The organism is Pseudoalteromonas sp. Ld20 (genome assembly GCF_045064175.1).
Classification (GTDB): Bacteria; Pseudomonadota; Gammaproteobacteria; order Enterobacterales; family Alteromonadaceae; genus Pseudoalteromonas; species Pseudoalteromonas neustonica.
In genome coordinates this window covers 173,548-199,765 of the sequence record NZ_JBISHB010000043.1, presented here as the reverse complement: position 1 = coordinate 199,765, position 26,218 = coordinate 173,548, and the positions used below count along the sequence as shown (strand labels likewise).

Sequence of the window (26,218 nt, the reverse complement as noted above, 5' to 3'; positions counted from 1 at the left end):
CCTTTAGTACTTATTACGTATTTATTCGTCATCTTCTACTAACGTCATTAGCGATGTATTACCGCCAGAGGCTGTTGTATCAATACTTATAGTCTTTTCTGTGACTAAGCGCTTGATTAGCGTGTCGTAGTATTCTGAGCTTATCACTGGCAATATCGCACCTTTGCGTCCTGCAAGCTGTTGGCTAAAGTAACCTAAACGAGAAGAACGAGCTGCAACTACTGCGCCGGCTAAATGAGGGTGTGCTAAAAGCGCTTGCAACTGGTTAGGTTTAGCTACTTGTAAAACACCTTCAGCAACGCCGGTAGAGATAAATTTATCTTTAAAGGCAACCGCTTCGTCATAGAATATTTCAGAGGCTACAGTGATTACAGTATTACCGGCAGCGAGTGCTGTGATAATTGAAATTGCCCAGAAATTAAATGACGTGCTCTTATCCGCATAACACACTACACAACCACGCGCTTCAAGGTGCAGGGTATTTGATTCACCCGTTGGCCCAGGCAACGTTGTATGTTTGCGCATGTGTTTTTCAAGACGGTTAAGCTGTGCACGTGCATCGGCAAGTGTAAGGGCTAAATCGTCCGCAAGCTCGTCAATAATGTCAACAGTTGCTATTTTAGCCAGTAGTTGACGTACCGCAGAAACGCGGTCATTAAGAGGTGTTGCGCGCCAGATTTTCTCGTCACGCATTGAGTTGGCCATTAACTTTTCAACTTGCTCATTTGCACCCGAGTAGTGGTGTAAATCAAGCTCGTCAGGCGTTAGGTTAGTCATTTGTACGTTATCTGGCGATGCTTTTTCTTTCACTAAACGTTGTAGGTAGTTAGGGCCACCTGCTTTAGGACCTGTGCCAGAAAGGCCACGGCCACCAAATGGTTGCACACCAACGATTGCACCAATCATGTTACGGTTAACGTAAACATTGCCCGCACGCGACATTTTCGCTAAGTATTCACAACGCTCTTCTATGCGTGAATGAATACCCATTGTTAGGCCAAACCCAGTGTTGTTAATTTGATCAATTACGTTATCAAGGTCTGAACCTTTAAAGCGAATGATGTGAACACATGGGCCAAATACTTCACGTTTAAGCACTGACAAATCTTTGATTTCGTATAAACGAGGAGCAAAGAAATACGCGCCATTTTCGCTATTATCTGGAATATCACATTGATAATGCAGTGTTGCGTTACCTTTTAGGTACTCCACATGATCGTTTAAGTTTTTAAGCGCTTTTTCATCGATTACAGGACCAATATCGGTTGATAGCAATGAAGGGTCGCCTACGTGTAACTCTTTAAGCGCGCCTTTGATCATCTCAATCACGCCATCAGCAATGTCTTCTTGTAAAAATAATACACGAAGCGCAGAACAACGTTGGCCGGCACTTTGAAAGCCAGAACTGATCACATCATCAACAACTTGCTCAGGTAGCGCTGTAGAATCGACGATCATACAGTTTTGGCCACCTGTTTCGGCAATGAGTGGTACTTGAATATCGTTACGAGCAGCAAGAGTTTGCGAAATGATTGTGCCGGTTTCAGTTGAACCAGTAAACATAACAGCTTGAATACGTTCATCAGGAACAATTGTTTTACCCACATCGCTACCGTGAGCTACTACAGCCTGTACAACAAACTCAGGTAAGCCAACAGATAACATAAGTTCGATAGTACGTAGTGCAATATAACTTGTTTGCTCAGCTGGTTTTGCAATTACGGTGTTACCCGTTACGATTGCAGCGGCAACTTGACCTAAAAAGATTGCCAGTGGGAAGTTCCATGGGCTGATACATAAGATCACGCCACGGGCTTCAAAACGCTCATCTTCACTTAGCTCTTCAGCGCGTGCTGCGTAGTAGCGACAAAAATCAACGGCTTCACGTACTTCATCAATACCGTCTTGCGCTATTTTACCAGCTTCTTTGATACAAATAGCCACAAGCTCATCGTGATGACGCTCTAAAATATCAGCAATGCGGCGCAGTAAATTAGCACGATCTTTTACAGGAGTTTGTGACCATGATTCAAACGCTGTTTCAGCATTGCTTAGCAAGGTCAGCATGTCATCACTAGAGTGTAGTTTGACGTGACCAATGATTTCTTGATGATTTGCAGGGTTTTTAACGGCTAATGAACCTTCAGGTACATCCGTTGCTGCAATACGGTGCTCTGTAAACCAAGTATCAAGATTTTCTTTGAATGGCGTAATGATATTGATATCAGTTAAGTCCATGCCTTTAGAATTTGCACGTTCTTCGCCATATAAATCAATTGGCATTTTGATTTGTGTATTGTACTTGTTACGTAAGCCTTGGAGTGTTTCAACCGGATCCGGCAGTAACGATTCAACAGGTTTAGTAGTATCAACAATCGCATTTACGAATGAAGAGTTTGCACCGTTTTCAAGTAAACGACGAACCAAATAAGCAAGTAGATCTTCGTGTTGGCCTACTGGAGCATACACACGACACTGGATTTTTTCTTCAGTAACGATTTGATCAAATAATGATTCGCCCATACCGTGTAGACGTTGAAATTCAAAACCTTGGTTATCACCTTTTGCAACTTCTAAAATAGTCGCTGCAGTGTAAGCATTGTGTGTTGCAAACTGTGGATAAAGCACATCACGTGCTTCAAGTAATTTAATTGCACAGGCTTTGTAAGAAACATCAGTGGTTGCTTTACGTGTAAATACAGGAAAGTGATCTAAACCATCTTGTTGTGTGGTTTTGATTTCGGTATCCCAGTATGCGCCTTTAACTAAACGTACCATCATCTTACGGCCAACGCGGCTGGCAAGTTCAGTTAACCATTCAATCACAAAAATTGCGCGTTTTTGGTACGCTTGTACTGCTAAGCCAAACCCATTCCAATCAGCTAGGTCATCATCGCTAAATACAGCTTCGATGACATCAAGCGAGATATCAAGACGGTCAGCTTCTTCAGCATCAACGGTAAAGCCAATGTCATAGCTTTTAGCAACCATTGCTAGCTCTTTGAGCTTAGGCACGATCTCGTTCATCACGCGTTCTTTATGCGTGAATTCATAACGAGGATGAATTGCAGAAAGCTTTACAGATATGCCTGGACTTTTTACTGGACCACGGCCATTAGCGGCTTTACCTATGGCATGAATCGCATTCATATAGCTATTGAAGTAGCGATCCGCATCTTTCATGGTGCGCGCGCCTTCACCTAGCATATCGTATGAGTATACATAGCCTTTTTGTTCTTTTTCAGCAGCACGTTCGATAGCTTCGTCAATCGTACGGCCCATAACGAACTGCTTACCCATGATTTTCATGGCAAAATTTACTGATTTGCGAATAACCGGTTCGCCTAAGCGACCAATCGTTTTCTTCAATACACCAAACTGCTGTTCTTTGGTTTTATCTGTGTAGTTAACCATTTTACCGGTAACTAATAGACCCCAAGATGATGCGTTTACAAATAACGAATCACTGCTACCTAAGTGAGAGCTCCAGTCGCCTTTTGCAAGCTTATCGCGGATCAAGGTATCTTGAGTTGCTTTATCTGGCACACGTAGCAGGGCTTCTGCTAAACACATTAATACCACACCTTCTTCACTCGAAAGTGAGAATTCATTTAATAGTGCATCAACACCGCTTTGACCATCTTGATCACGACGAATATTGTGAACTATCTGACGAGCACGTTCCCATGCGCGGCTACGGGCTTTAACGCCTACTTCGGCAAGGGGTAAAATGTGATCAATTACAGCATTTTCGTCAATGCGGTAAAAGTCACGGATCTTTTGTCGAATTGGACACGTTGTTGTCAAATCGCCGTTGAATAACATAAGTAACCTCTGGTGTGTGGAGTCTTGCAGCTAAAAAAGTATGCTGCTCGATTATCATGTTGCGTAATGCGTGCATTCTAATTAAATTCCAGCAGAATATGCTGGTTAAATTTGGCGTTTTACGATAATTTACAGGGCATACCTTTAACTTATCCGCATAAAATTCTGTTATGACAAGTTCGAATAGATTACGCCTGCTTGATCGTATCGATTTAGCAATATTAGATGTACTGCAAAAAAATGGCAGAATATCTAATGTTAACCTCGCAAAGCAGGTTAACTTAAGCCCTAGCCCTTGTCTAGATAGAGTAAAACGACTCGAACAAGAGGGCTACATAGAAGGCTACTTTGCTAAATTGAGCGAAGCCAAGCTAAACCAAAGTTTGCTTGCGCATGTGCAAGTATCTTTAGTGACCTCCAACACTGCGGTGTTTAAAATATTCCGTGAGCATATTTTAAAAATTAATCAAGTTGTTGAGTGCGATATGGTCGCTGGTGGCTATGATTATTTACTGAAAATCCGCGTATCAGATATGGATGAGTACCGCCAAGTATTAGGTGATTTAGTTGATATCCCTGGGGTTGGTACACATCACACTTATATGGTGATAGAGAAAATCAAACAAGACAGCGGACTTAGACTCGACACTTAAATTTAACTCACTGCTACCAACATGTAGGCGGGGGTTTACCCCGTGCATGTTTAATTCCCAACATAAGCTCACCAAAAAGAAATTAATGTTAGTCAGGATTTACTCTGTGCAGCGCAAAGCGCCTCTGTGCTCTCGGTGGTAAAATAATTATTGTCGCCATAAATGGCGACCTACAGGAGCGCGGTGCTTGCATTACTTGTAGGAGCGTTGTTTGGCACCGTAAAGATAAAGTGATTATCGCGATGTTAACTCACGGCTACCAAACGTAGGCGCGGGGTTTACCCCGTGCATGTTTAACTCTCCACATAAGATCACCAAAAAGAAATTAATGTCAGTTAGGATTTACTCTGTGCAGCGCAAAGCGCCTCTGTGCTCTCGGTGGTAAAATAATTATTGTCGCCATAAATGGCGACCTACAGGAGCGCGGTGATTGCATTACTTGTAGGAGCGTTGCTTGCCAGCGTAAAGATAAAGTGATTATCGCGAGATTAACTCACTGCTACCAACATGTAGGCGGGGGGTTATCCCGCGTAATATTAATTACATCGCACATAAAAAAAGCACCCAAGGGTGCTTTTTTTATATCTAATATATTATTTAACGCTTACGCCCAGCCGTCATAGCGCTTACGACGCGATAATACGATAGTAAGAATAATGCCTAAAAATAAACCGATGAATGCAATTGCACCGCCGTAAGTTAGTAGCTGACGTTTTTCTTTCGCGCCTGCTTGCTGTTTTTGGGTGCGCTCAGCTTCTAAGGTGCTTTTAAGTTTAATTATTTGCTCAGAAAGAACATTATTTTGGTCTGTCAGCGTTTGGTTTTGTTCTTGAAGCTGAGGTAATTCAATTTGAGCTTGACGAAGTTGCTCTTGCATTGATGTCATTTCAGAGCTCAAAGTACGATATTGTTGATGGATACCAGCTGTTTGAGAAATGAACTTGGCTTCAACCCAACCTTCACGTTCTTTATCATCGATTACTTTAAAAAAACCATTTTCTTCAGATGAAGTAAGAGTTAGCTTAGTACCAGCATCAACAGAGCCAATAATACGGTAATTTTTACTCGAACCTGAATGCATAAATGTATAAAGGTTATCAACTATATAAGCGGTTTTTTCATCGGCCTGCTCTGCGTGGCTCATAAATGTAGCAGCTGCAAGCAGCAACGCTAATAAAGAATGTTTTAACATCAATCTACCTTGTTAATGTAACCGTGACTGCTACGGCAATAGTGTTTTTCATAGTTAAGTAGTGAGATAGTATGGATTTAACGCTCTAATAGCAAGGCTGATATTGTAATCGTGTATGTGAGCATAAAGGCTCAATCAGCTAAAATATTTGCAATGTTGGGCTGCTTTGTTTATTTTGAGCTCTTATTTATTTTAAAGGTAATCCTCAAGCCTAATGGATACTGAGATAGAACTGAAGTTTTTGGTGTCAGATGCCGTTATTCCACTGATCCCCGCGTTAATTACTCAATTTGCTAAAACCGTTACCAATAAGCCATCTCGTAGTTTGCAAAATGCTTACTTTGACACGCCGAGCCGTGAGCTTAGGGCATTAGATATAGGCTTTCGAACACGTTGTGCTGACAATCAATGTGAGCAGACAATTAAGCTCGCAGGTGAAGTTATGGGCGGTTTGCATCAACGTCCAGAGTACAATTTACCTTTGGACGGTTCTCGTCCAGATTTAAGTGCATTCGATGCTAATATTTGGCCGCATGGTATGCAAGTAAATGTAATTGCACAAAACCTTTATCCTATTTTTAGTACTAACTTTATTCGCCGCACGTGGTTAATAGAAACAAACAGTGGCGCTAAAATTGAGGTCGTCCTAGATAAAGGCGAAGTAGCAGCATCTGCAAAGGTAGAACCGATCTGTGAGCTTGAGATAGAGCTTGTAGAAGGAAGCCGCAATGAATTGTTTACTTTAGCCGATATACTAGTTGGACAAAGTAATATTCGTTTAGGGTTATACTCAAAAGCGGCACGAGGCTATCGCCTAGCGGATGAAAAACCACTTAAGCCGAGTAAATCAATTGGTTTTGTTTCTTTGCCTAATAATGCAACACAAGAGCAAGCTCTCATTGAGGCTATAAGTTTTGGCATTCGTTTTGTACAAAAGCATGAGCAATGCTATTTTGACAAACCAAGTTTAAAAACCCTCAAACGTGTGACTGACGGTATTAGCTTGATACGTCATACCTTCTGGTTATTTGATGATATTGTAGATAAAAACACCACGGAACGATTACGAACAGAGCTTAAATGGCTCCTAAGTGAGTTAGCGTGGGTAGAGAATGCAATTCAATTAAAAACATATACCTCTAAACGTCATGCCTATTATAAAAAAATTAACAGCGCGCCAGAACTAACACAAGTCATAAATGACTTAAAAGAGCTGCAACCTAGCATTGAAGATATTAATCGACTGTTTCACAGTGCACGCTACAACCGCTTATTGTTATCACTAACAACATGGTTGGTTGATAAGCAATGGCGAAAGAGTTGGGGGCAAACACAATTTCAAGCTGCAGAGCAGCCCGTTGCTGATATTGCGCCTCGATTATTTGATAAAGATTGGAAAGACCTACACCAATTACTGCCAGAACAAAAAACACTGACTTTTAAAGATTATTTAAATTTACGTACTCGCTTAGAAAACAGTTTGCTCAGTGGTAATTGCCTTGGCTCTTTGTTTGAAAAAGACGATCGCAATGAGTTCCGCATTCCTTGGCTTGATATTTCTCATGGTATGTATGAACTCAGTACGCTTGAGTATTTAAAGCAGTTATGTGCGGGGCAAGATGATGACGAACTTGCAAAAATTCAAAACTGGCTTGAGAAAAAATCGGAATATTTAGTAAGCGCAATGGAACAAAGTCGATTAGCTTCATATAAAATTTCACCTTATTGGTTATAACCATATTTAGCGAGTGCATAGGGATAGTGTATGTGGCAAAAATTATTATTTATTGCGCTGTTTTGCAGTGAGAGTGCAATGGCCGAAGTAAAATCATGGCAATTATGGAAGCATCAGAATGGTGTTAGCATTCACTACAAAAAACATGATAATGGTATTTTTGAAGTACGCGGTACAGTGACTGTTAGTAACACGAATGCTGGTGATTTTATGGCGTTACTTAGTGATGCAGAGAATGCGCCGCAATGGATTGAAAATGTTAAGAGTGTCAAAATTTTAGCAAGATTAAGCCCCTCAGAAACTGTCGTGTACACTCAATTAGACTCACCATGGCCTGTCTCAGATCGCGATATGGTGAGTTATTCTTGTTATAAGCGATTAAACAATACGGACACTGAGCTGAAAATTTCGGCATATCCGGATTACTTTGATGAACAGCCTAATATGATCCGCATTACTGAAATAGAAGGTAGTTGGCTTTTAAGCGAAAAAGTTGTCCAAGGGTTGCCACAATTAACGATCGTTCATGAAATATATGCAGATCCCGGTGGCGCTATACCGCATTGGATAAGTAATAAGGTTGGCCTTAAAAGTGCTCTTTTAACTATGCTCACGCTAGAGAAAAAGTTATTAAGCAAAGATTTTCAGTCCAATAACACCGTTAGCAAAATCGGTGAGTGCACCGCCAAAGCAGCATAAAAAATTTAAATTATTTATCAGATTAACTTTATTATCATGAAATTATAGTAAAAGTCATTAAGTACAAATGGATAGAGTTTACGAGTATAAAAAAAGCGCCAGAAGGCGCTTTTTTTATTCATACAGAGGCTGAAATTATAGGCCAGCTGCTGCGCGAAGTGCGTCTGCTTTATCTGTGCGTTCCCATGGGAATTCATCACGACCAAAGTGGCCGTAAGCCGCTGTTGGTAGATAAATAGGGCGCTCAAGATCAAGCATTTGAATTAAGCCGTAAGGGCGTAGGTCAAAATGTTCACGAATAAGTTCGATTAAACGTGACTCTTCAAGCTTACTTGTACCAAACGTTTCAACACTGATAGACGTAGGCTCTGCAACACCAATTGCGTAAGACACTTGTAGCTCACACTTGTCAGCAAGACCAGCAGCAACAATGTTTTTAGCAACGTAGCGTGCAGCGTATGCCGCGCTACGGTCAACTTTTGATGGATCTTTACCAGAGAATGCACCGCCGCCGTGACGAGCCATGCCGCCGTAAGTATCAACGATGATTTTACGGCCCGTAAGACCACAGTCGCCCATTGGTCCACCGATAACAAAACGGCCAGTAGGGTTGATAAAGAACTTAGTCGCACTTGTAATTAGTTCAGCAGGTAGTACTGGCTTGATGATAGTTTCCATCACCGCTTCTACTAAATCTTTTTGTGAAATATCTTCACTGTGCTGAGTAGAAAGAACAACGGCATCAATGCCTACAGGTTTGCCATTTTCGTATGCAAAGGTAACTTGAGATTTTGCATCTGGACGTAACCAGTTAAGCTCGCCGCTTTTACGTACTTGCGCTTGGCGCTGTACTAAACGGTGTGAGTAAGTGATTGGTGCAGGCATAAGTACTTCTGTTTCGTTACATGCGTAACCAAACATTAGGCCTTGGTCGCCAGCGCCTTGTTCTTCAGGGCTTGTACGGTCAACACCTTGGTTGATATCAGGAGATTGCTTACCGATAGTGTTTAAAATTGCACACGAATCAGCGTCAAAACCCATATCAGAATGAGTGTAGCCAATTTCACGTACAGTTTTACGGGTGATTTCTTCAATATCAACCCATGCGCTAGTAGTGATTTCACCACCAACCATAACCATACCAGTCTTTACGTAAGTTTCACACGCAACACGTGCATGAGAATCTTGCTCTAAGATGGCATCAAGTACCGCGTCAGAGATTTGATCCGCAATTTTATCCGGATGACCTTCAGAAACTGATTCAGAAGTAAATAAATGTTTTGCCATTGTCTTTGTGCTCACAAATATTGCGCTTCACAAACGTCGGTAAGAGCGCTAAAAAATTAAGGGGCGTATTTTATCTAAAACAACGATAGTTGCATAGTATTTTTACGCCTAGACGTCTAAAAAAAATTACTAATAACTTTTAGTTCTGAATAAAACTCCTTTGTACCTATAATTTATAGGGATTTTTAATTGCACACAGCACCCAGAATAAGTAAGAATGGGCGTTCAAAGTTACATACACACAAATCAGCGCAAATACAGTAAAGGTAGGAGAATTCATGCCGTCTCGCAAAGAACTTGCAAATGCTATTCGCGTCTTATCAATGGACGCAGTACAACAGGCCAAATCTGGTCACCCTGGAGCCCCTATGGGCATGGCTGATATCGCAGAAGTACTATGGCGCGATTATCTAAACCACAATCCAACAAATCCAGAGTGGGTAGACAGAGATCGATTTATACTTTCCAATGGCCACGGTTCAATGCTTATTTATTCTCTATTGCATTTAAGTGGTTATGATTTACCAATTGACGAAATTAAAAACTTCCGTCAAATGCATTCTAAAACACCAGGGCATCCAGAATACGGTTATGCGCCAGGTATCGAAACCACTACGGGCCCACTTGGTCAAGGGATCACAAACGCGGTAGGTATGGCGATTGCAGAAAAAGCACTCGCTGCCCAATTTAACCGTGAAGGTCACGATATTGTTGATCACCATACCTATACATTCCTAGGCGATGGCTGCTTAATGGAAGGTATTTCTCATGAAGCATGTTCACTTGCTGGTACATTAGGCCTTGGTAAGTTAGTAGCATTTTGGGATGACAACGGTATTTCAATTGATGGCGAAGTTGAAGGTTGGTTTAGCGACGACACCCCAGCACGCTTTAAAGCCTACGGCTGGCATGTAGTGAGCGGCGTTGATGGCCATGACTCAGATGCTATTCGCGCAGCAATCGAAGAAGCGCGTAGCATCACTGATAAACCAACACTGATTTGTTGTAAAACAGTGATTGGCTACGGTTCACCTAATAAATCAGGTAGCCATGATTGTCACGGTGCACCACTAGGTGAAGACGAGATCAAAGCCGCGCGCGAGTTCCTTGGTTGGACTGGTGAAGCATTTGAAATCCCAGCTGATATTTACAGCGAGTGGGATGGCAAAGAAAAAGGCAAGCAACTAGAAGCAAGCTGGGATGAAAAATTTGCAGCGTATGCAAGCGCACACCCAGAACTTGCTGCTGAGTTTAAACGTCGTACTCGTAGTGAACTGCCAGCTGATTGGGCTGAAAAGTCACAAGCCTACATTGAGCAGCTTGATGCAAACCCAGCAAATCCAGCATCACGTAAAGCGTCGCAAGATGCATTAAACGCATTTGGCCCGTTACTGCCTGAATTTATGGGCGGATCTGCCGATTTAGCAGGCTCTAACCTAACAATTTGGAAAGGCTCTAAAGGCCTTGAAGCAAATGATGCCAGCGGTAACTACATCTACTACGGTGTACGCGAGTTTGGTATGTCAGCCATTATGAATGGTATTGCACTACATAAAGGTTTTATTCCTTACGGTGCTACTTTCTTAATGTTTATGGAATACGCACGTAACGCAGTACGTATGGCCGCGCTGATGAAAGTGCCAAGCATATTTGTATACACGCACGATTCAATCGGTTTAGGTGAAGATGGTCCAACTCACCAACCAGTTGAGCAAATTGCGAGTATGCGCTTAACGCCTAACCTAGTTAACTGGCGCCCATGTGACCAAGTTGAATCTGCAATTGCATGGCAACAAGCGATTGAACGTAAAGACGGTCCAACCTCACTTATTTTTACTCGTCAAGGTCTTGCTCAGCAAACACGCTCAGCGCAGCAATTAAGTGACGTGAAAAAAGGCGGTTATGTACTTAGCTGTGATGGCGAGCCTGAGCTTATCTTTATCGCGACAGGTTCTGAAGTGCAATTAGCACAAGACTCAGCGGCTGAATTACGTAAGCAAGGTAAAAAAGTACGCGTTGTATCAATGCCATCGACTGACGTGTTTGATGCACAAGACGCCGCTTATAAAGAAAGCGTATTACCGGCTGCAGTTTCACGCCGCGTAGCAGTAGAGGCGGGTATTGCTGATTACTGGTACAAGTACGTAGGGCTAAATGGCGCAGTAGTAGGCATGACCACCTTTGGTGAGTCAGCCCCAGCTAACGAGCTATTTGAGCACTTTGGCTTCACGGTAGAAAACATCGTAAGCAAAGCAAACGAATTGTTTTAATTTTTACGGCTAAAATTTAAAAGCCCGCACTGTGTTTACGCAGCGCGGGCTTTTTTGTATGGAGCTGTTAGCTTTCAGCCGCCAGCCGCCAGCCGCCAGCCGCCAGCCGCCAGCCGCCAGCCGCCAGCTGTCAGATAAAAATAATCCGAGGCACAGTGCCAATGAAAAGCCGTAGGAGGGTGCTTTAGCCCCGATTATATTGACGCTTCAGCCCCCTGTTATTCTTTACACTATATTCTCGTTTATTTTTTAATTCTTGTTAGCGGTGTTTGTCAAACTAGTTGTCGCGATCACTACGTTATGCACTCTCCACGTTGACGATTTCACGTTCGGGGTTTAGGTGCACTTTTTCTGGTAAATCCCAGTTGCGGATGTCACCACTCCATCGCTCGCTTGAGCAGCAATTACAGCAACAAACTTTATTAATGCAAGCTATCTCAGAACTTGAGCCTCGTAGTATTGAAATTAAACTTAATAACGAAGGCGAGTTTAAAGCCCTTGTTGAACAAGTATTAAGTAAGCAAGGCATGACGCTAGAACAAATGCAGCAAATGGTTGAAATGCAGCTACAGCAAGCCCCTGTTAGTGACGAGCTTGCACAGGCAATTAGAGACTTCACACAAGGTTTAGGTTTATTAACAGTGTCAGCCAGTTTACCCGCAGGGCAAACAATGACAGAGATTAATCAGCAAATATTTACTTTGATGGGCCAACCAAACGAGCTAGCAGAGTTTATAAATTTAAAAGCGAAAGGTGAATAGATCGCAGAGTTATAAAAAGCTGTAAGTTGTAAGCGCGAGTATATCTCGCGCTTTTTTTACTATTTAATTTCTAAATTAAAATGCTCGTTTTTAACTCCACGCATACCTATGAATAGATTAGCGCATAACGAAGTTTATTTTATTCAGAATATGGGATTGAAGAATACGGCTTATTATAAATACCGAAGGCACAATAATTGCTATTTTCCCAAGTACCGTCAGTATATAACACCCTAGTAACACAAGCATTAGCATCAGCTAAAAACTCACCAAAACGGCCATTTTCATTAAATGTACAATATGATGACGTGCCGCATCGCCAAGTTCCTGAGTTAGATGCACTGTAACTCCAAGTAACCTCCTGGATAGGTCTATCACTAACAAACCTAAACGCAACACCTGGGCGAGGCGAATTTGTTGTGCTTGAACAATGATCAACTGAATACTCTTGCTGTGTAGGTGTGCCGTTTATCATACATTCAACATGTGCAGCTAAAGTCGAACCGCTATAGCCTAGTGAAAGTAAAGCCGTGGCAATAATTAACTTTTTCATCCATTTATCTCCTTGTTTATTAAAGTTCTATATTTATTGCATTTTTGTATCATAATGTAAATGGTTTTTGTTCTTCTTATTGGTTCTTGAGGGTGGAACCATCATTTTTTAGTATTGATTATGTGCTAATTAAAATCGGGTGTGAATACGTTTTCAATGTTGCCTTGTTTTCTTTAAGTTTTTGTATTTTATTGTTTTAAATTGAATTTTGGCTCGTGATTAAAACAACCTGGATTTCATAAATAGCTAGGTGAAGGCCTTGTGATAGGTGTGTTTTTTATAGGGAATAAATTTGTTAATCACTTGTGGTTTTGGCTGGTTTTTTGTACTGATATGTTAGAGGTAAAGTGAATATGTGTTAGGTTTAATGTTCAAAATGTAGGGGCACTATAAATGCGATTGATTTGAAAGAGTAAGTGCTTTATCACATATATAAAAGATAAGGCGTTTAAATAAAGACCGTTAACCTTATTTTTTGTGCTTTCTTCTTCGTTTAATAAAGCCTGTGACTATACTTAGCTTAAAGCTGAGCAATGCCTACTAATTAGGTTTTATAACAAAAATTGGTGAAATTAATGAAAACGATTGGACTTTTAGGTGGAATGAGTTGGGAGTCAACCTCAAGCTACTACACATTAATTAATCAAGGCGTTAAAGCTAGGCTTGGTGGCTTGCATTGCGCTAAGATTTTTCTACACAGTGTTAATTTCGATGATATTGAAAAGCTTCAACATGAAGGTAATTGGCAAGAAACAGCTAAAATATTGACGAGTGCAGCTAAATCAATCGAGCAAGCGGGCGCTGATTTTTTAATGATTTGTACCAATACGATGCATAAAGTGGCACCTGATATTGAGCGAGAGTTATCGATTCCAATTTTGCACATCGTTGATGCAACAGCGCAATTTTTATTGCGTGATAATATTAGTAAAGTAGGGTTGTTAGGTACGCGGTTTACAATGGAGCAAGACTTTTATAAAGGACGTATCACCGATAAGTTCGCAATTGATGTGGTTGTGCCCAATAAAGCGGATCAACAAATTGTGCATGATGTTATTTATAATGAATTGTGCCAAGGAACGATTAACCCACAATCTAAAGTTAAATACATAAATATTATTAACGCCCTTGCTAGAGAAGGTGCTCAAGCAGTGATCCTTGGCTGCACAGAAATAGCTTTGCTCGTACAGCAATGCGATACAGATATTATCTTATACGATACAACACAAATACATGCAACTTTGGGTGTAGAGCTGGCATTGGCTGAATAGGTAAGCTAATCGATATTTTAATGAGACCCTTAGCTAGAACGCCTTAATATTTAGCGTTTAATCTGCTTAGGTATAAAAGAGGATGTTTATGCAAGCTAAATATGAATGGAGGAAAAAAGAGAAAGCGCTGTACCTTCCAAAAAATCAACCTGAAATAATAGATGTGCCTGAGTTTAAGTTTATAACAATCGAAGGCACAGGCAGTCCGGCAAAAAGCATATTTACTGAAAAAATTGGCGCTTTATATTCGTTAGCCTATACGATAAAAATGACGCTAAAAAAAATGGATGTGACGCCAAAGGGTTATTATGATTTTACGGTATATCCTCTGGAGGGCGTTTGGGACATTACTGATGCTGCAAAAGCGAACTTTACCGGTGTGATCAACAAAGACGACTTTGTATATAAATTGATGATACGCCAACCCGATTTTGTGGATGAATACTTCTTTAAAGAAATGCTTGAAGTGGCAAAAGCAAAGAAGAAAAATCCATTATTAGCGCAGCTAAATTTTGAACGTTCGTCTGAAGGTCTTTGCGTACAAATGTTGCATTTAGGCATTTTTGAAGATGAACTAATCAGCTTTAAAAAAATGGAAGAGTTTGCAAAAAATGCAGGCATTGGGCGGCAATCCAAAATACATCGGGAGATATATCTGAGTGATCCTCGTAAAGTTGCACCTGAAAAACTTAAAACAGTATTGAGGTTTCAAGCGCTACGAACATAAAATGCTTAGAAAAAAGCCAAGCCCTAATTGTTATTTTTAAGTTATTACAGTAAATATATGGCCAATTTCACTTGTCACTAATAACAAAGTGCATGTTATAGGTCATTCCTTCACTAACTCGGCCATAAGTTTATTGCGCTGTTCTTTGTTCAGTTAAACTCAAGCGTTTATGTGAGCTGTAAACATGTTGTTGTGAATTATTTAAAATTAGAAATGCATCAATTTCTACAGAGAATAACGACGATAATGGATTAATTTCTAGCACGCCATAATCACCTAACTTTGCACAAACGAGTGCTATTTTACCATTAGCGAACAAGCTAGAATCGTGATCACGTAAATCACCGTCAACATATAATTTTACGCCGCGCATCCAAGAATTAACTACTTTAATAGTGTGACCTTTAACTTTAAATAAAAACTATTTTCTCATATTGAAATACCATTTTTAACGTTTAACGAACCTGTAGAACCACTCGTTTTGAATTTATTTTTTGTTAGTGTATCAGCGATAGAAGAGTTCCTATTTTGATACAATCATCGAGTGAAATAATAAACTGAATGACGGTTTAGAGCAAATTGCGGACAGTTAATAATTATGATGTCTGAAGTCAGGGTTTGACCCCTTTGGTTTTCAAATATTGCATTTAGGCATTTTTGAAGACGAACCAATCAGCTTTAAAAAATGGAAGAGTTTGCAAAAAATGCAGGCATTTAGCGCCAATCCAAAATACATAGGGAGATATATCGAAGTGATCCTCGTAAAGTTGCACCTGAAAAACTTAAAACAGTATTGAGGTTTCAAGCGCTACGAACATAAAATGCTTAGGTAAAAGCCAAGCCCTAATCGTTATTTTTAAGTTACTGGGTTTAATTGTCATTCTGATAGCGAAGTGGCATTTTTTAATCACTCAAAAGTATCAATTGCGAAAGGTTATTAAATGAAAATAGTTATATTTTTTATCATATTGGTTGTTTCTTTCAACGTTTTTTCAGACATGAAAATAAGCACTCCTTATGTCAGTATTATCAACTTAATAAGTTCTCCAGATGAATATAATAAAGTCGAAATTAAGGTTGCTGGGTACTTCCTCAAAACAGAAGAAGGTAATTTTTTATGCCTAAATATGGCTTCTTGCTTTAGTCGAGGTAAAGAAAGAATCAGTATTAGAGGTTTATCTGATCTCGATGTATTAAAAATTAATAATTGCCATATCGGCCTCACAGGTAAATACCTCTCATTGAATAAAGCAGCCCAAGGTCACTGGCCACTTATTGGGTTTATGGATGTTACAAGGGAATATTCAATGTCTTTTTATGATGGCTACGAAATTGTTAATGATTCATGTGAGCTATTTAATCAATTTCAAAAGATTAAGTATTCAAAAGAGAAAAGGTAACGAAAATGTAAGTAGCTCGTCTTTAGTGTTCACAGTGGTCTTGTTTTGCGGCATTTCTTTATGATAAGCCTATTAATTAATAGACGGGGAATTGGCGGATTTTACTCCATCATGAATATAAAAGAGAGGTGAAAATGGAAAATATGAGGCATTATATACCCAAGTCACCTCAAGATGCAGAATTCAGCGTTCCACAGGCGCTTAATATCAAGGCGTTACTTTGCAATAATGGTCGTCCCTTTTAAGAAGTAACAACGTAGAGAGTAAGCGCCTGTGAAACGCCCAGAGGGTTGGTTTAAAAGCGATTTATACTGCGTTATTGATTTGAACAATAGAACCACTATTATTTGCAATCAATGCCTTGCCTAAATCGCTTTTAACTCCAACTGAAACTCGCATTTGAGGTGGCTTGGGTATAATTTTGATTTTATGCAAAATAACGTGTTGTTTTACCAATACTTAACACATCACTAATGGCTTAACTACTATGAACTCAGCATTAAAGAATACAACGCGAACATTTATACATTCGGTCTCAGTCATGTGCGGTGCGCTGTTACTGACAAGTTGTGTGAGTTGGATTGCACCCACTGTTAAATCTGAGTTGATAGCGCTTCAAGCTGGTGAATATCAGCTAGATAATCAACATGCTGCATTAATATTTAAAATCCAACATTTAGGGTTATCAACCTATGTAGGACGTTTTAATCAATTTGATGCACAACTGAACTTTGATCCTAATAATATGGCTGTCGCGTCATTAAACGCAGTGGTGGATATTAGCTCTATCGATATTAATAATACTGAGTTAGCAGAAACCTTACAAAATAACACTTGGTTTAACAGTGAACGCTTTCCACAAGCATCATTTACTAGTCACACCGTTACGGTTGTATCTGATACCAGTTTTAATTTCTCAGGCGATTTAACGCTTAGAGGCGTTACTAAACCAGTGACGTTTAAAGCCACATTTCACGGTGGAGCAGACAACTGGATGACAGGGAAATACACCATTGGTTTTAGCGCGGTAGGTCAAATAAAACGTTCTGACTTTGGTATGGACAGTTATATACCGATTGTTGGGGATCACATTGATTTAGAAGTTTATGCGGAATTTCTTAATGTTGGCAAGCAGTAAGAATAAAGTAGGTAGCTGCTAAATCGTCAGGAGTGAAATGTGTAAACTGCATGTCGTAGATAGTCGCTTAAATGAATAATTTCAATAAAATCAAGCTGGATTTCTTCATTATGTTTAATGCTCTGTTCTTGTTTAGAAAGACGATTGCTAATCTAAATAAAAGCCGTGCTTAACTTAACAGGCACGGCTTTTATGCTTACAGCTTACAGCTTAGCTTTTAGTGCAAAATTCTCGCTCTAATCGTTCCCTCTACTGCACTTAATTCTTTAAGTGCGACTTCAGAGTGATCGGTATCCACATCTATTACAACATAACCAATGGCTTCGTCTGTTTGTAAGTATTGCGCGGCGATGTTGATGCCGTGCTGGGCAAACGCTTGGTTAATTTGTGTTAGTACACCAGGGCGATTGTGGTGTACGTGTAATAAGCGGCTACGATTTGCAAGCTCTGGTAGCGATACTTCTGGGAAGTTAACAGCAGTAATTGTTGAGCCGTTATCTGAATATTTCGCTAATTTACCAGCAACTTCAATGCCGATATTTTCTTGTGCTTCTTGTGTTGAACCACCAATGTGCGGTGTTAAAATCACGTTGTCGAATTCACGCAGTGGCGAGATAAATTCATCTGCGTTAGATTTTGGTTCAACAGGGAATACATCGATGGCTGCGCCACTTAACTTTTTCTCTGTAAGGGCTTCGGCTAGGGCGTCAATATCAACCACAGTACCGCGAGAGGCGTTGATTAATATTGCGCCTTGCTTCATTACTGAAAGCTCTGCTGTGCCAATAAGGTTTTTGGTTTGCGGTGTTTCTGGTACGTGTAGGCTTATAACATCGGCGCGTTGTAATAATTGCGTTAAGTTATGCACTTGCTTGGCATTACCTAGGCTTAGTTTGTCTTCGATGTCAAAAAACTCAACATTCATGCCGATATTTTCAGCCATAATACCCAGTTGAGTACCGATGTGGCCGTAACCAATAATACCGAGTGTTTTACCCCTTGCTTCAAATGAGCCATTGGCCGTTTTTAACCAGCCGCCACGGTGTGCAATGGCGTTACGCTCAGGAATACCACGGAACAACAGGAGTATTTCACCTAGTACAAGTTCAGCAACAGAGCGAGTGTTAGAAAACGGCGCGTTGAATACTGCAATACCGCGCTGGCGGGCTGCATTTAAATCAACCTGATTGGTGCCGATACAAAAACAGCCTATCGCAACGAGTTTATCTGCGGCTTCTAAAACTGCTTCTGAGATATGAGTACGAGAACGAAGGCCGACAAAATGCACATCTTTAATACGCTCAATTAGCTCATCTTCAGGTAACGATGTTTTTACGTAATCAATGTTGCTGTAACCATTACGTTTAAGTGTTTCAACTGCACTTTGGTGCACACCTTCAAGCAAGAGAATTTTAATTTTGTCTTTTGCTAACGATACCTTACTCATATCCTCATCCTATTTATTTAATTTGTGGCCCATTTTTGGTGCCTATAATGACTTTATCTGCACCGCGATGGGCAAATAAGCCGTTAGTTACTACACCAACAATTTGATTAATTGTTAGCTCTAATTCTTTTGCTTGAGTGATTGATAAATTGTGAACGTCTAAAATGACATTGCCATTATCAGTCACCACTCCATGGCGATAAACAGGGTCGCCGCCAAGCTTTAGTAATTCACGGGCTACATAGCTGCGCGCCATTGGAATCACTTCGACTGGCAGTGGAAACTCACCAAGTGTGTCGACTAGTTTCGTATCATCAACAATACATACAAACTGTTTAGCCACGGCTGCAATTATTTTTTCGCGGGTGAGAGCTGCGCCGCCGCCTTTGATCATTTCGTTTAGGGTGTTGATCTCATCAGCGCCATCTACGTATACATCAAGGCCATCTACATCGTTTAATTCGTATACTTCAATGCCTAGTTCTTTTAACTTTGCAGTTGATGCATCAGAGCTTGAAACCGCACCTTTAATGGTGTCTTTTATTGTGCCAAGGGCGTCAATAAAATGATTTACCGTTGAGCCGGTGCCAACACCTACTATCGTGTTTTCTTTTACAAACTCTAGGGCTGCCCAAGCAGCGGCTTTTTTTAATTCGTCTTGTGTCATAGTTTTATGCTCTATAGGTGGAGTTGCTAAACGTTAGTATACAAATTAATTGCTTACCAATGATAGATTTTCTGTGGTGTGATTATGAACTTTAGTGGTACATCCCACGATTCAATTGGTAAATTTTCCACATGTTGGCATTGATGTGCAAGGCCTATTAGTTGTGGTTTTTGCCAATTTTCTTTTTCGTAGCGCGCCAACGTTTTATCATAAAAGCCACCCCCCATCCCTAAACGGTTGCCGTGGTCATCAAATGCAACTAATGGCATAAGTAGATAATCAAGCTCTGCAAGTGGGCATATCTGACTACAATTTAACTTAGGCTCCAAGATACCATAGCGATTTGGCCTCATGGGTGAATTTTCTTCATAGCGCTGAAAGTATAAAGTAGTGCCGTTAAATGGGTGAATGATAGGGAGGTAGGTGGTGTGGTTTTTAGACCAAAGGTCTTTTATTAACAATGATGTATCTAATTCTGAATCATTACTTAAATAAATACCTATATGGGCATTTTGAGTTGTTTTTTGTAGTTTTAAATGTTGAGTAAAATTCACTTTGAGCGCAGAGGCTGCAATTTTTTGTTCATTATTTGACAGTGAATTGCGTTTTCTTCGGGTTTCTTGACGGATTGTGGCTCTTTGTTGGCTCATTTTAAGCGTATATTACCTTTTAACTATCCAAAATATTAAAAAAATCAGGAAACAAAAACGATAAGCCCAATACAATTAATAGCAGGATCACCATCGATATCAGTGAATATAATAAAATATTACTGCGTTTTTTTACCGGGGTTGTTAGTTCGTCATCGATGAGTAAGTCGTCATCTTGCCAATCATCGGTTTCATCTTCTAAAGGTTGTTGTGCTGTAGCAGGTAAACGCTGTTCTAAGTCGTCGAGCTTTTCTTCTATACGAATTAAGCTGCTTGTAATGTAATCAAGGGCATTAAAAATACGTTCGTCACGTAAGCTTGCTGTGTCGTTATTATTTGTTGCCGAGGCTGAATTATTTAGTGGCAGTAACTTGCTTGTGATACCAACACTGGCAAGTAACTTGGCTTGTTTTAATGCTTTTTCTTTTTCACATGGTGCAAATAGAGGTTTGTTGTCAAAAAAGGCAGCGACTTTGCTTGTGGGGGCTTTTAGCTTTGTAGCTAATTGGGTGATCGCTTGTGCTTGCTCTGTATCTGGCGCTAGCCCTGCAAACATGACACGGAAGTTTTCTGCCATTTGTGTTTTCCAAAAACGTGAGATCAATAGTTTGAGTATATACCCAAGCCACCTAAAGATGCGAGTGTCGTTGGAATTAAAAGCGATTTAGCCAAGGTATTATTACAAGGTAACGCTTTGACCCTAAGCCCTTGTAACATCCTAAATACGCGACTTGGGTAGATCAAAATCATGGGTGAAAAAAAGCCCGCAATAAGCGGGCTGTTGTAAACGTTAATACGATTAGTATTTTGCAGCTTGGCCTTCTTTAGGCAATGCTTTGAGCATAAAGTCACGTAAATCGTTATTTGAACTTTCTAAATCGGCATGACGTAGGTACATCATGTGGCCACTACGGTAGCCTTTAAAGCTTAAACGATCGCGCATTTTACTGCTTGGATCGAGCTGCCACATAGTGTATTTAGCATCAAAGTAGTTTGTTGCGCCATCGAAGTAGCCGGCTTGAACAAGTACATTAAGATATGGGTTTTGTGCCATTGCTAAACGTAGGTTCTCGCCTGTTTTGTTATTACTGCGATCCCACGGGTGAACATTACCAAACAAGTTGTATTTTATGTCTGTTTTATAGTTAAGCTCTTCACGAAGATAATGGTTAATGGCCGGTGTAAATGAATGCAACCACGACGTTAGCTCAGGCCAATAGTCAGGTGATTCGCCAGCGTCACGTTTATCAATTCCTAGGTAACGTGAATCTAAACGCCCCAGTGTTTGCCCGCGTTCACGTAATAGTTCTTTCCAAAAGAAGTTGTTTGGAATATCAAGGTTGTTTTGCTGAACAAATTTTTCAGATACCCCTGCATAAAGCGCCATTTGTTTAATAATCGCGTTCTTTTCTTCATCACCAATAAAACCACCTTTGGCAAGTGCAGGAATTAGTTTGTTGATAGTAAAATTTTCTACCTCAGGCAGTAATTCATCTAGATCTTTAGCTTGTAGTTCCGGGCTTAGTGCTTTGTGATACCAGGCAGTGGCAGCAAAATATGGCAGGCGGTTAGCGGCTTTTACTGGGCCATCGCGTTTAATCCCAATATCAGTAGGGGACACTAAAACAACACCGTTGATGTACATCCATTGACGATTTTGTAGTTCATGAGCAAGGCCAGATACACGCGTAGTGCCGTAGCTTTCACCGATTAAAAATTTTGGTGAGCGCCAGCGTTCATTACGATTTACAAAAGTATTTAGCCATTCTGCTAAGTATTTTATGTCGGCATTTACGCCAAAAAACATACTCTTTTGTGCATCTTTGCTTAATAATTCGCCTTTTTCATTTTCAATTACCCGCGAGTACCCTGTATTTACAGGGTTTACGTAAACTATGTCAGCAACATCAAGCACAGAATATGGGTTGTCTTTAACGCCATAAGGTTGAATTGGGTAACCTTCGTCATCAATTTTTAATACGCGTGGTCCAGTATAGGCTAAGTGCATCCATACAGATGCAGAACCTGGTCCGCCATTGAATGAAATTAGTAATGGGCGCTTAGTGCGATCATCGACCTTATCTCGCTCGTAGTAAGTGTATTGCAAGGTGGCAACCGCATCGCCTTTATCGTCCCACACCGGCTGTGTACCTGTGGTAGCGGTATAAGAAAAACGCTCACCATTAATACGCGCTTTATGTTGAGTTACAACATTACTGTCAACGTCGATTCGGCGTTGATTGTCTGTGGCATAACTACTGGTTGTTACACTTACTGTTAGTGCGGCCAGAGATAAACTAATGATACTGACAAGCTTCATGGGGGATCCTTTAAACGAAAGTTAGCCTATTAAAGATAATTTTTTAGAAAATAACAAAGGTAATGAGACTAGCTACCAGTATTAATCGTTAAGAGGCAGAAGTTTATATTAGCTTTTTTCAAAGAAAGTATGCTTTATGCGTATATTAACCTTAATAGATTTTGATTATTACAAGAGTGGAGTATATTCCATGCTAAATTATTACGTTGTGCTTTGTTGTTTCTTAGGGAAGGGATAAAACAAGCAAAATCCATCTGCAGTATAGAGAAGATTTATGCAAAGAGTTTTAGTGGTTGAAGATAGTAAAGTTGTTCAGCAAGTGTTGCGCCATTTAGTTGCCCACTACCTTAATGTAGCAGTTGATTTTGCTTGGTCACTAGCAGAGGCTAAAGAATATATAAGCAATCAAAACTATACTTTGGCGCTTGTTGACTTAACTCTTCCCGACGCAATGAACGGTGAGGTTGTTAAATACACGCTGGAAAAAAATGTTCCTACAGTTGTTTTAACCTCAAAAATTGATGAATACAAGCGCCAAGAAATGCTCGAGATTGGGGTTGTTGATTATGTTATTAAAGACAACCGTGATTCGTATCATTACGCTGTAAAATTGGTTGCACAATTATTACGTAATCAAGGATGTAAAGCATTAGTTGCTGATGACTCGCTACTAAGTCGTTCATTGATGAAACAAATGCTAGAAAAGCAGTTGTTTGATGTACAAGTGGCCCATGATGGTGAAGAAGCGCTAAAAATTCTAAAAAAAGACGCTGAAATTAAACTACTCATGACTGATTACGCTATGCCTACTATGGATGGTTTTGAATTAGTTAAAGCGGTGCGCAATTTTAGAGGGCGTGATGATTTAGCCATCATAGGGTTATCTGGGGCTGGCAAACATGGCCTATCAGCACGCTTTATAAAGTATGGCGCTAATGACTTTTTAACAAAGCCATTTATGAACGAAGAGTTCCATTGTCGGGTATTGCAAACAATGGAGCAACTTTCGTTAATCGCAGATATTAAAGAAAGTGCATATCGTGATGATTTAACTGGTTTATATAATCGACGTTACTTTTATCAATTTGCAGAGTCGCTTTTAAAGGAAACAGCACGTAAAAATAGCTTAGCATTGCTGGATATTGACTTTTTTAAAGCGATTAATGACAAGTTTGGTCATGAAGCGGGCGATCAGGCATTAAAGCAAGTTGCGTCTTTATTACGCAGCTCTTTCAAAGGTTTTACGGTAGCGCGTGTAGGTGGTGAAGAGTTTGCAATTGTGTTGGCTGACATCAGTTTAGAGCAAGCATACCCGCTACTTGATGCATTTAGATCACGTCTTGCTGCGTATGACTTTGTTATAAATGGTCAGTCATTTACCATTACGGTAAGCATTGGCTTAGCAAACTTTCAAAATGTAACATTAACGAGTGCGATGCGCTTGGCAGATAAGGCGTTATATCAAGCAAAAGCGCAAGACAGAGATTGTGTTGTACAACAAAGCTAGTGTGCTGCACCAGCACTGTAGAAATGTTAATAAAACGCACCTATATGGTGCGTTTTTTATTGCTTAAAATTAACTTTAATTAATAAGCTCTTGTTTAGTAAGAGCTTTAAATAGTGGCACAAAGGTTGGATTATCTAAGGAAACAGGATAACAATAAGCGTCCGAAGGGGGCCACTATGAAAATGATTAGTGCAATAATAAAGCCATTTAAACTGGATGATGTGCGAGAAGCATTGGCTGATTTAGGCATTGAAGGAATGACCGTTGTTGACGTTAAAGGGTTTGGCCGTCAACGAGGGCACACCGAGTTATATCGCGGCGCCGAATATCAAGTCGATTTTATTCCAAAAATAAAGATCGAAATTGCTACTCGTAGCGAAAATTGCCAACGTGTTGTTGAAACCATTACTAAGGTTGCTTCAACAGGAAAAATAGGTGACGGCAAAATTTTCGTTTACGACTTGGATCAAATTGTCCGTATTCGTACGGGTGAATTAGATGAAGAAGCAATTTAAGGGGGCTTTATGGAAAACACGATTATAGAACTCAAATTCTCGTTAGATACATTTTATTTTTTAATCTCAGGTATTTTAGTGATGTGGATGGCTGCAGGTTTTGCCATGCTTGAAGCCGGTTTAGTGCGTTCAAAAAATACCACTGAAATTTTAACTAAAAATGTGGCGTTGTATGCAATCGCATGCACCATGTTTTTACTGGTTGGCTACAACATTATGTATGTAGACAACACTGAAGGCGGCTTAGTCCCTTCGCTTGGCGCATTAATAGGCACGCAAGCTGCTGATGCAGATCATTCTTTGGAGTCAGACTTCTTCTTTCAAGTTGTATTTGTAGCAACTGCGATGTCAATTGTATCGGGGGCTGTTGCTGAGCGTATGAAGTTATGGGCTTTTCTTGCATTTGCAATTGTATTAACCGGTTTTATCTACCCGATTGAGGGCTATTGGACTTGGGGTGGAGGGTTCTTATCTGAAATGGGTTTTGTTGACTTTGCAGGTTCTGCGATTGTGCACGGTACAGGTGCAGCGGCGGCGCTTGCAGGTGTATTAATGCTTGGTGCTCGTAAAGGTAAATACGGTAAAAATGGTGAAATTTATCCAATTCCGGGTTCTAACTTGCCGTTAGCAACATTGGGTACGTTTATTTTATGGATGGGATGGTTTGGTTTTAACGGTGGTTCTCAGTTATTAATTTCAGATGCAGCAAATGCAACTGCCGTAGGCAAAATATTACTAAACACCAATGCCGCTGCGGCCACTGGCGCAATTGCAGCGTTGTTTGTATGTAAAGTGCTATGGGGTAAAGCAGACTTAACAATGGTGCTTAACGGTGCATTGGCAGGACTCGTTGTGATTACGGCAGACCCCTTATCACCTTCGCCAGTAATGGCGTGTTTATTGGGTGTTTTAGGTGGCTCACTCGTGGTATTTAGCATTGTAGCGCTGGATAAAGTTAAAATTGATGATCCCGTTGGTGCAATTTCAGTTCATGGTGTATGCGGGGTACTTGGTATCATGCTAGTGCCTGTTACGAATGCAGAGGCAACCTTTGTTAATCAGTTAATTGGTTTGGTGTGTATTTTAGGGTTTGTATTTATAGCGTCAGTCATTGTATGGACTGTTTTGAAGAAAACCATAGGTATTCGTGTCACAGAAGAAGAAGAGTTAAATGGAATGGATCAGCACGATTGTGGTATTGATGCTTATCCTGAGTTTGTCTCTGTGCGTGGTAACTAATCAGTAATAGCAAATTTAAATAATTGTGTGTTCAAAACAAAGTCCTAACTGCGGTTAGGGCTTTTTTGTGCGACAGACAATAAAGACACGGAAAAATCAGAACATTCGCATAGGAAAAATAACGATTACTGGCTATGCTTAGGTCAAAATTATTACCAAACTATAATAAGGATCCTTATGGATAACAAATTAGTACTGATCATTTTGTCGTTATTTTTACCACCGATAGCTGTATTTTTAAAAGCGGGTGTGGGTAAAGATCTCATCATTAATATCGTTCTATGTTTTATCTTTTTTATACCTGCCGTGATCCATTCACTTTGGTTGTGTACACGCTAAGTTTCAGTGACTGTTAATTTTAC

At 40.2% G+C, this 26,218-nt stretch carries 23 protein-coding genes; 13 read left to right on the top strand and 10 right to left on the bottom strand.

The window, feature by feature from the left end; all coding sequences use genetic code 11:
• Positions 1–21 precede the first annotated feature (21 nt).
• Positions 22–3,825: a bifunctional proline dehydrogenase/L-glutamate gamma-semialdehyde dehydrogenase PutA gene (gene putA, locus ACJJVX_RS18005; RefSeq protein ID WP_405632751.1), complete on the bottom strand. Its 3,804-nt coding sequence runs from the start codon at positions 3,823–3,825 to the stop codon at positions 22–24.
• Positions 3,826–3,995: 170 nt separating this feature from the next.
• Between putA and ACJJVX_RS18000 the strand changes: the two genes are divergently transcribed.
• Positions 3,996–4,478, top strand: a complete 483-nt coding sequence (locus ACJJVX_RS18000) for a winged helix-turn-helix transcriptional regulator (protein ID WP_054204306.1) — start codon at positions 3,996–3,998, stop codon at positions 4,476–4,478.
• 604 nt (positions 4,479–5,082) lie between these two features.
• Here ACJJVX_RS18000 and ACJJVX_RS17995 read toward each other — a convergent pair.
• Positions 5,083–5,670 (bottom strand): TIGR04211 family SH3 domain-containing protein, encoded by a 588-nt coding sequence (locus ACJJVX_RS17995; protein ID WP_054204305.1) that lies wholly within the window; start codon positions 5,668–5,670, stop codon positions 5,083–5,085.
• 214 nt (positions 5,671–5,884) lie between these two features.
• On the opposite strand from ACJJVX_RS17995, the gene ACJJVX_RS17990 reads away from it, so the two are divergent.
• Entirely contained in the window at positions 5,885–7,405 is a 1,521-nt protein-coding gene (locus tag ACJJVX_RS17990; RefSeq protein ID WP_054455156.1) for a CYTH and CHAD domain-containing protein, read from the top strand.
• A gap of 30 nt (positions 7,406–7,435) precedes the next feature.
• The gene (locus ACJJVX_RS17985; RefSeq protein WP_405632747.1) at positions 7,436–8,104 is read left to right on the top strand and encodes an START domain-containing protein; all 669 of its coding nucleotides are present in this window, start codon (positions 7,436–7,438) and stop codon (positions 8,102–8,104) included.
• Positions 8,105–8,239: 135 nt separating this feature from the next.
• On the opposite strand, the gene metK is transcribed toward ACJJVX_RS17985, so the two are convergent.
• On the bottom strand, positions 8,240–9,391 hold the full coding sequence (gene metK, locus ACJJVX_RS17980) for a methionine adenosyltransferase (protein ID WP_054204302.1): 1,152 nt from the start codon (positions 9,389–9,391) through the stop codon (positions 8,240–8,242).
• 278 nt (positions 9,392–9,669) lie between these two features.
• Between metK and tkt the strand changes: the two genes are divergently transcribed.
• Positions 9,670–11,661: a transketolase gene (gene tkt, locus ACJJVX_RS17975; protein WP_054204301.1), complete on the top strand. Its 1,992-nt coding sequence runs from the start codon at positions 9,670–9,672 to the stop codon at positions 11,659–11,661.
• A gap of 371 nt (positions 11,662–12,032) precedes the next feature.
• The gene (locus tag ACJJVX_RS17970; protein WP_405632744.1) at positions 12,033–12,422 is read left to right on the top strand and encodes a hypothetical protein; all 390 of its coding nucleotides are present in this window, start codon (positions 12,033–12,035) and stop codon (positions 12,420–12,422) included.
• A gap of 139 nt (positions 12,423–12,561) precedes the next feature.
• On the opposite strand, the gene ACJJVX_RS17965 is transcribed toward ACJJVX_RS17970, so the two are convergent.
• Positions 12,562–12,975 carry a hypothetical protein gene (locus ACJJVX_RS17965; RefSeq protein ID WP_054204203.1) on the bottom strand — a complete coding sequence of 138 codons (414 nt, stop codon included), beginning with the start codon at positions 12,973–12,975 and terminating at the stop codon, positions 12,562–12,564.
• A 575-nt stretch (positions 12,976–13,550) separates the two neighbouring features.
• On the opposite strand from ACJJVX_RS17965, the gene ACJJVX_RS17960 reads away from it, so the two are divergent.
• Together ACJJVX_RS17960 and ACJJVX_RS17955 are read left to right on the top strand one after the other, a co-directional pair.
• Positions 13,551–14,246, top strand: coding sequence for an aspartate/glutamate racemase family protein (locus ACJJVX_RS17960; RefSeq protein WP_054204202.1), 696 nt, complete (start codon positions 13,551–13,553; stop codon positions 14,244–14,246).
• A gap of 88 nt (positions 14,247–14,334) precedes the next feature.
• Positions 14,335–14,973, top strand: a complete 639-nt coding sequence (locus ACJJVX_RS17955) for a GyrI-like domain-containing protein (protein WP_405632740.1) — start codon at positions 14,335–14,337, stop codon at positions 14,971–14,973.
• 130 nt (positions 14,974–15,103) lie between these two features.
• On the opposite strand, the gene ACJJVX_RS17950 is transcribed toward ACJJVX_RS17955, so the two are convergent.
• On the bottom strand, positions 15,104–15,346 hold the full coding sequence (locus ACJJVX_RS17950) for a hypothetical protein (protein WP_405632738.1): 243 nt from the start codon (positions 15,344–15,346) through the stop codon (positions 15,104–15,106).
• A gap of 568 nt (positions 15,347–15,914) precedes the next feature.
• Between ACJJVX_RS17950 and ACJJVX_RS17945 the strand changes: the two genes are divergently transcribed.
• Positions 15,915–16,373, top strand: coding sequence for a hypothetical protein (locus ACJJVX_RS17945; protein WP_054453655.1), 459 nt, complete (start codon positions 15,915–15,917; stop codon positions 16,371–16,373).
• A gap of 487 nt (positions 16,374–16,860) precedes the next feature.
• Positions 16,861–17,511: a YceI family protein gene (locus ACJJVX_RS17940; protein WP_152960592.1), complete on the top strand. Its 651-nt coding sequence runs from the start codon at positions 16,861–16,863 to the stop codon at positions 17,509–17,511.
• Positions 17,512–17,728: 217 nt separating this feature from the next.
• Here the strand turns inward: ACJJVX_RS17940 and serA are convergent, their stop codons facing one another.
• The 5 genes from serA to ACJJVX_RS17915 all read right to left on the bottom strand — a co-directional run bounded on the left by serA (position 17,729) and on the right by ACJJVX_RS17915 (position 22,595).
• Entirely contained in the window at positions 17,729–18,958 is a 1,230-nt protein-coding gene (serA, locus tag ACJJVX_RS17935) for a phosphoglycerate dehydrogenase (RefSeq protein WP_054204199.1), read from the bottom strand.
• A 13-nt stretch (positions 18,959–18,971) separates the two neighbouring features.
• The gene (rpiA, locus tag ACJJVX_RS17930; protein WP_169326478.1) at positions 18,972–19,625 is read right to left on the bottom strand and encodes a ribose-5-phosphate isomerase RpiA; all 654 of its coding nucleotides are present in this window, start codon (positions 19,623–19,625) and stop codon (positions 18,972–18,974) included.
• 53 nt (positions 19,626–19,678) lie between these two features.
• Complete coding sequence (locus ACJJVX_RS17925; RefSeq protein WP_054204197.1) at positions 19,679–20,275, bottom strand: 5-formyltetrahydrofolate cyclo-ligase; 597 nt, start codon at positions 20,273–20,275, stop codon at positions 19,679–19,681.
• A 19-nt stretch (positions 20,276–20,294) separates the two neighbouring features.
• Complete coding sequence (locus ACJJVX_RS17920; RefSeq protein ID WP_054453661.1) at positions 20,295–20,852, bottom strand: hypothetical protein; 558 nt, start codon at positions 20,850–20,852, stop codon at positions 20,295–20,297.
• Positions 20,853–21,074: 222 nt separating this feature from the next.
• Positions 21,075–22,595: a S10 family peptidase gene (locus ACJJVX_RS17915; RefSeq protein ID WP_054204195.1), complete on the bottom strand. Its 1,521-nt coding sequence runs from the start codon at positions 22,593–22,595 to the stop codon at positions 21,075–21,077.
• 274 nt (positions 22,596–22,869) lie between these two features.
• Between ACJJVX_RS17915 and ACJJVX_RS17910 the strand changes: the two genes are divergently transcribed.
• The 4 genes from ACJJVX_RS17910 (at position 22,870) to ACJJVX_RS17895 (ending at position 26,195) form a co-directional block, all read left to right on the top strand.
• The gene (locus ACJJVX_RS17910) at positions 22,870–24,102 is read left to right on the top strand and encodes a response regulator (protein ID WP_054204194.1); all 1,233 of its coding nucleotides are present in this window, start codon (positions 22,870–22,872) and stop codon (positions 24,100–24,102) included.
• A 176-nt stretch (positions 24,103–24,278) separates the two neighbouring features.
• A complete protein-coding gene (locus tag ACJJVX_RS17905) occupies positions 24,279–24,617 on the top strand; it encodes a P-II family nitrogen regulator (protein ID WP_054204193.1) in 339 nt (112 codons plus the stop codon).
• Positions 24,618–24,626: 9 nt separating this feature from the next.
• Positions 24,627–25,856, top strand: coding sequence for an ammonium transporter (locus ACJJVX_RS17900; protein ID WP_054204192.1), 1,230 nt, complete (start codon positions 24,627–24,629; stop codon positions 25,854–25,856).
• Between the two features lie 177 nt (positions 25,857–26,033).
• The gene (locus tag ACJJVX_RS17895; RefSeq protein ID WP_082355624.1) at positions 26,034–26,195 is read left to right on the top strand and encodes a YqaE/Pmp3 family membrane protein; all 162 of its coding nucleotides are present in this window, start codon (positions 26,034–26,036) and stop codon (positions 26,193–26,195) included.
• Positions 26,196–26,218: the final 23 nt, after the last annotated feature.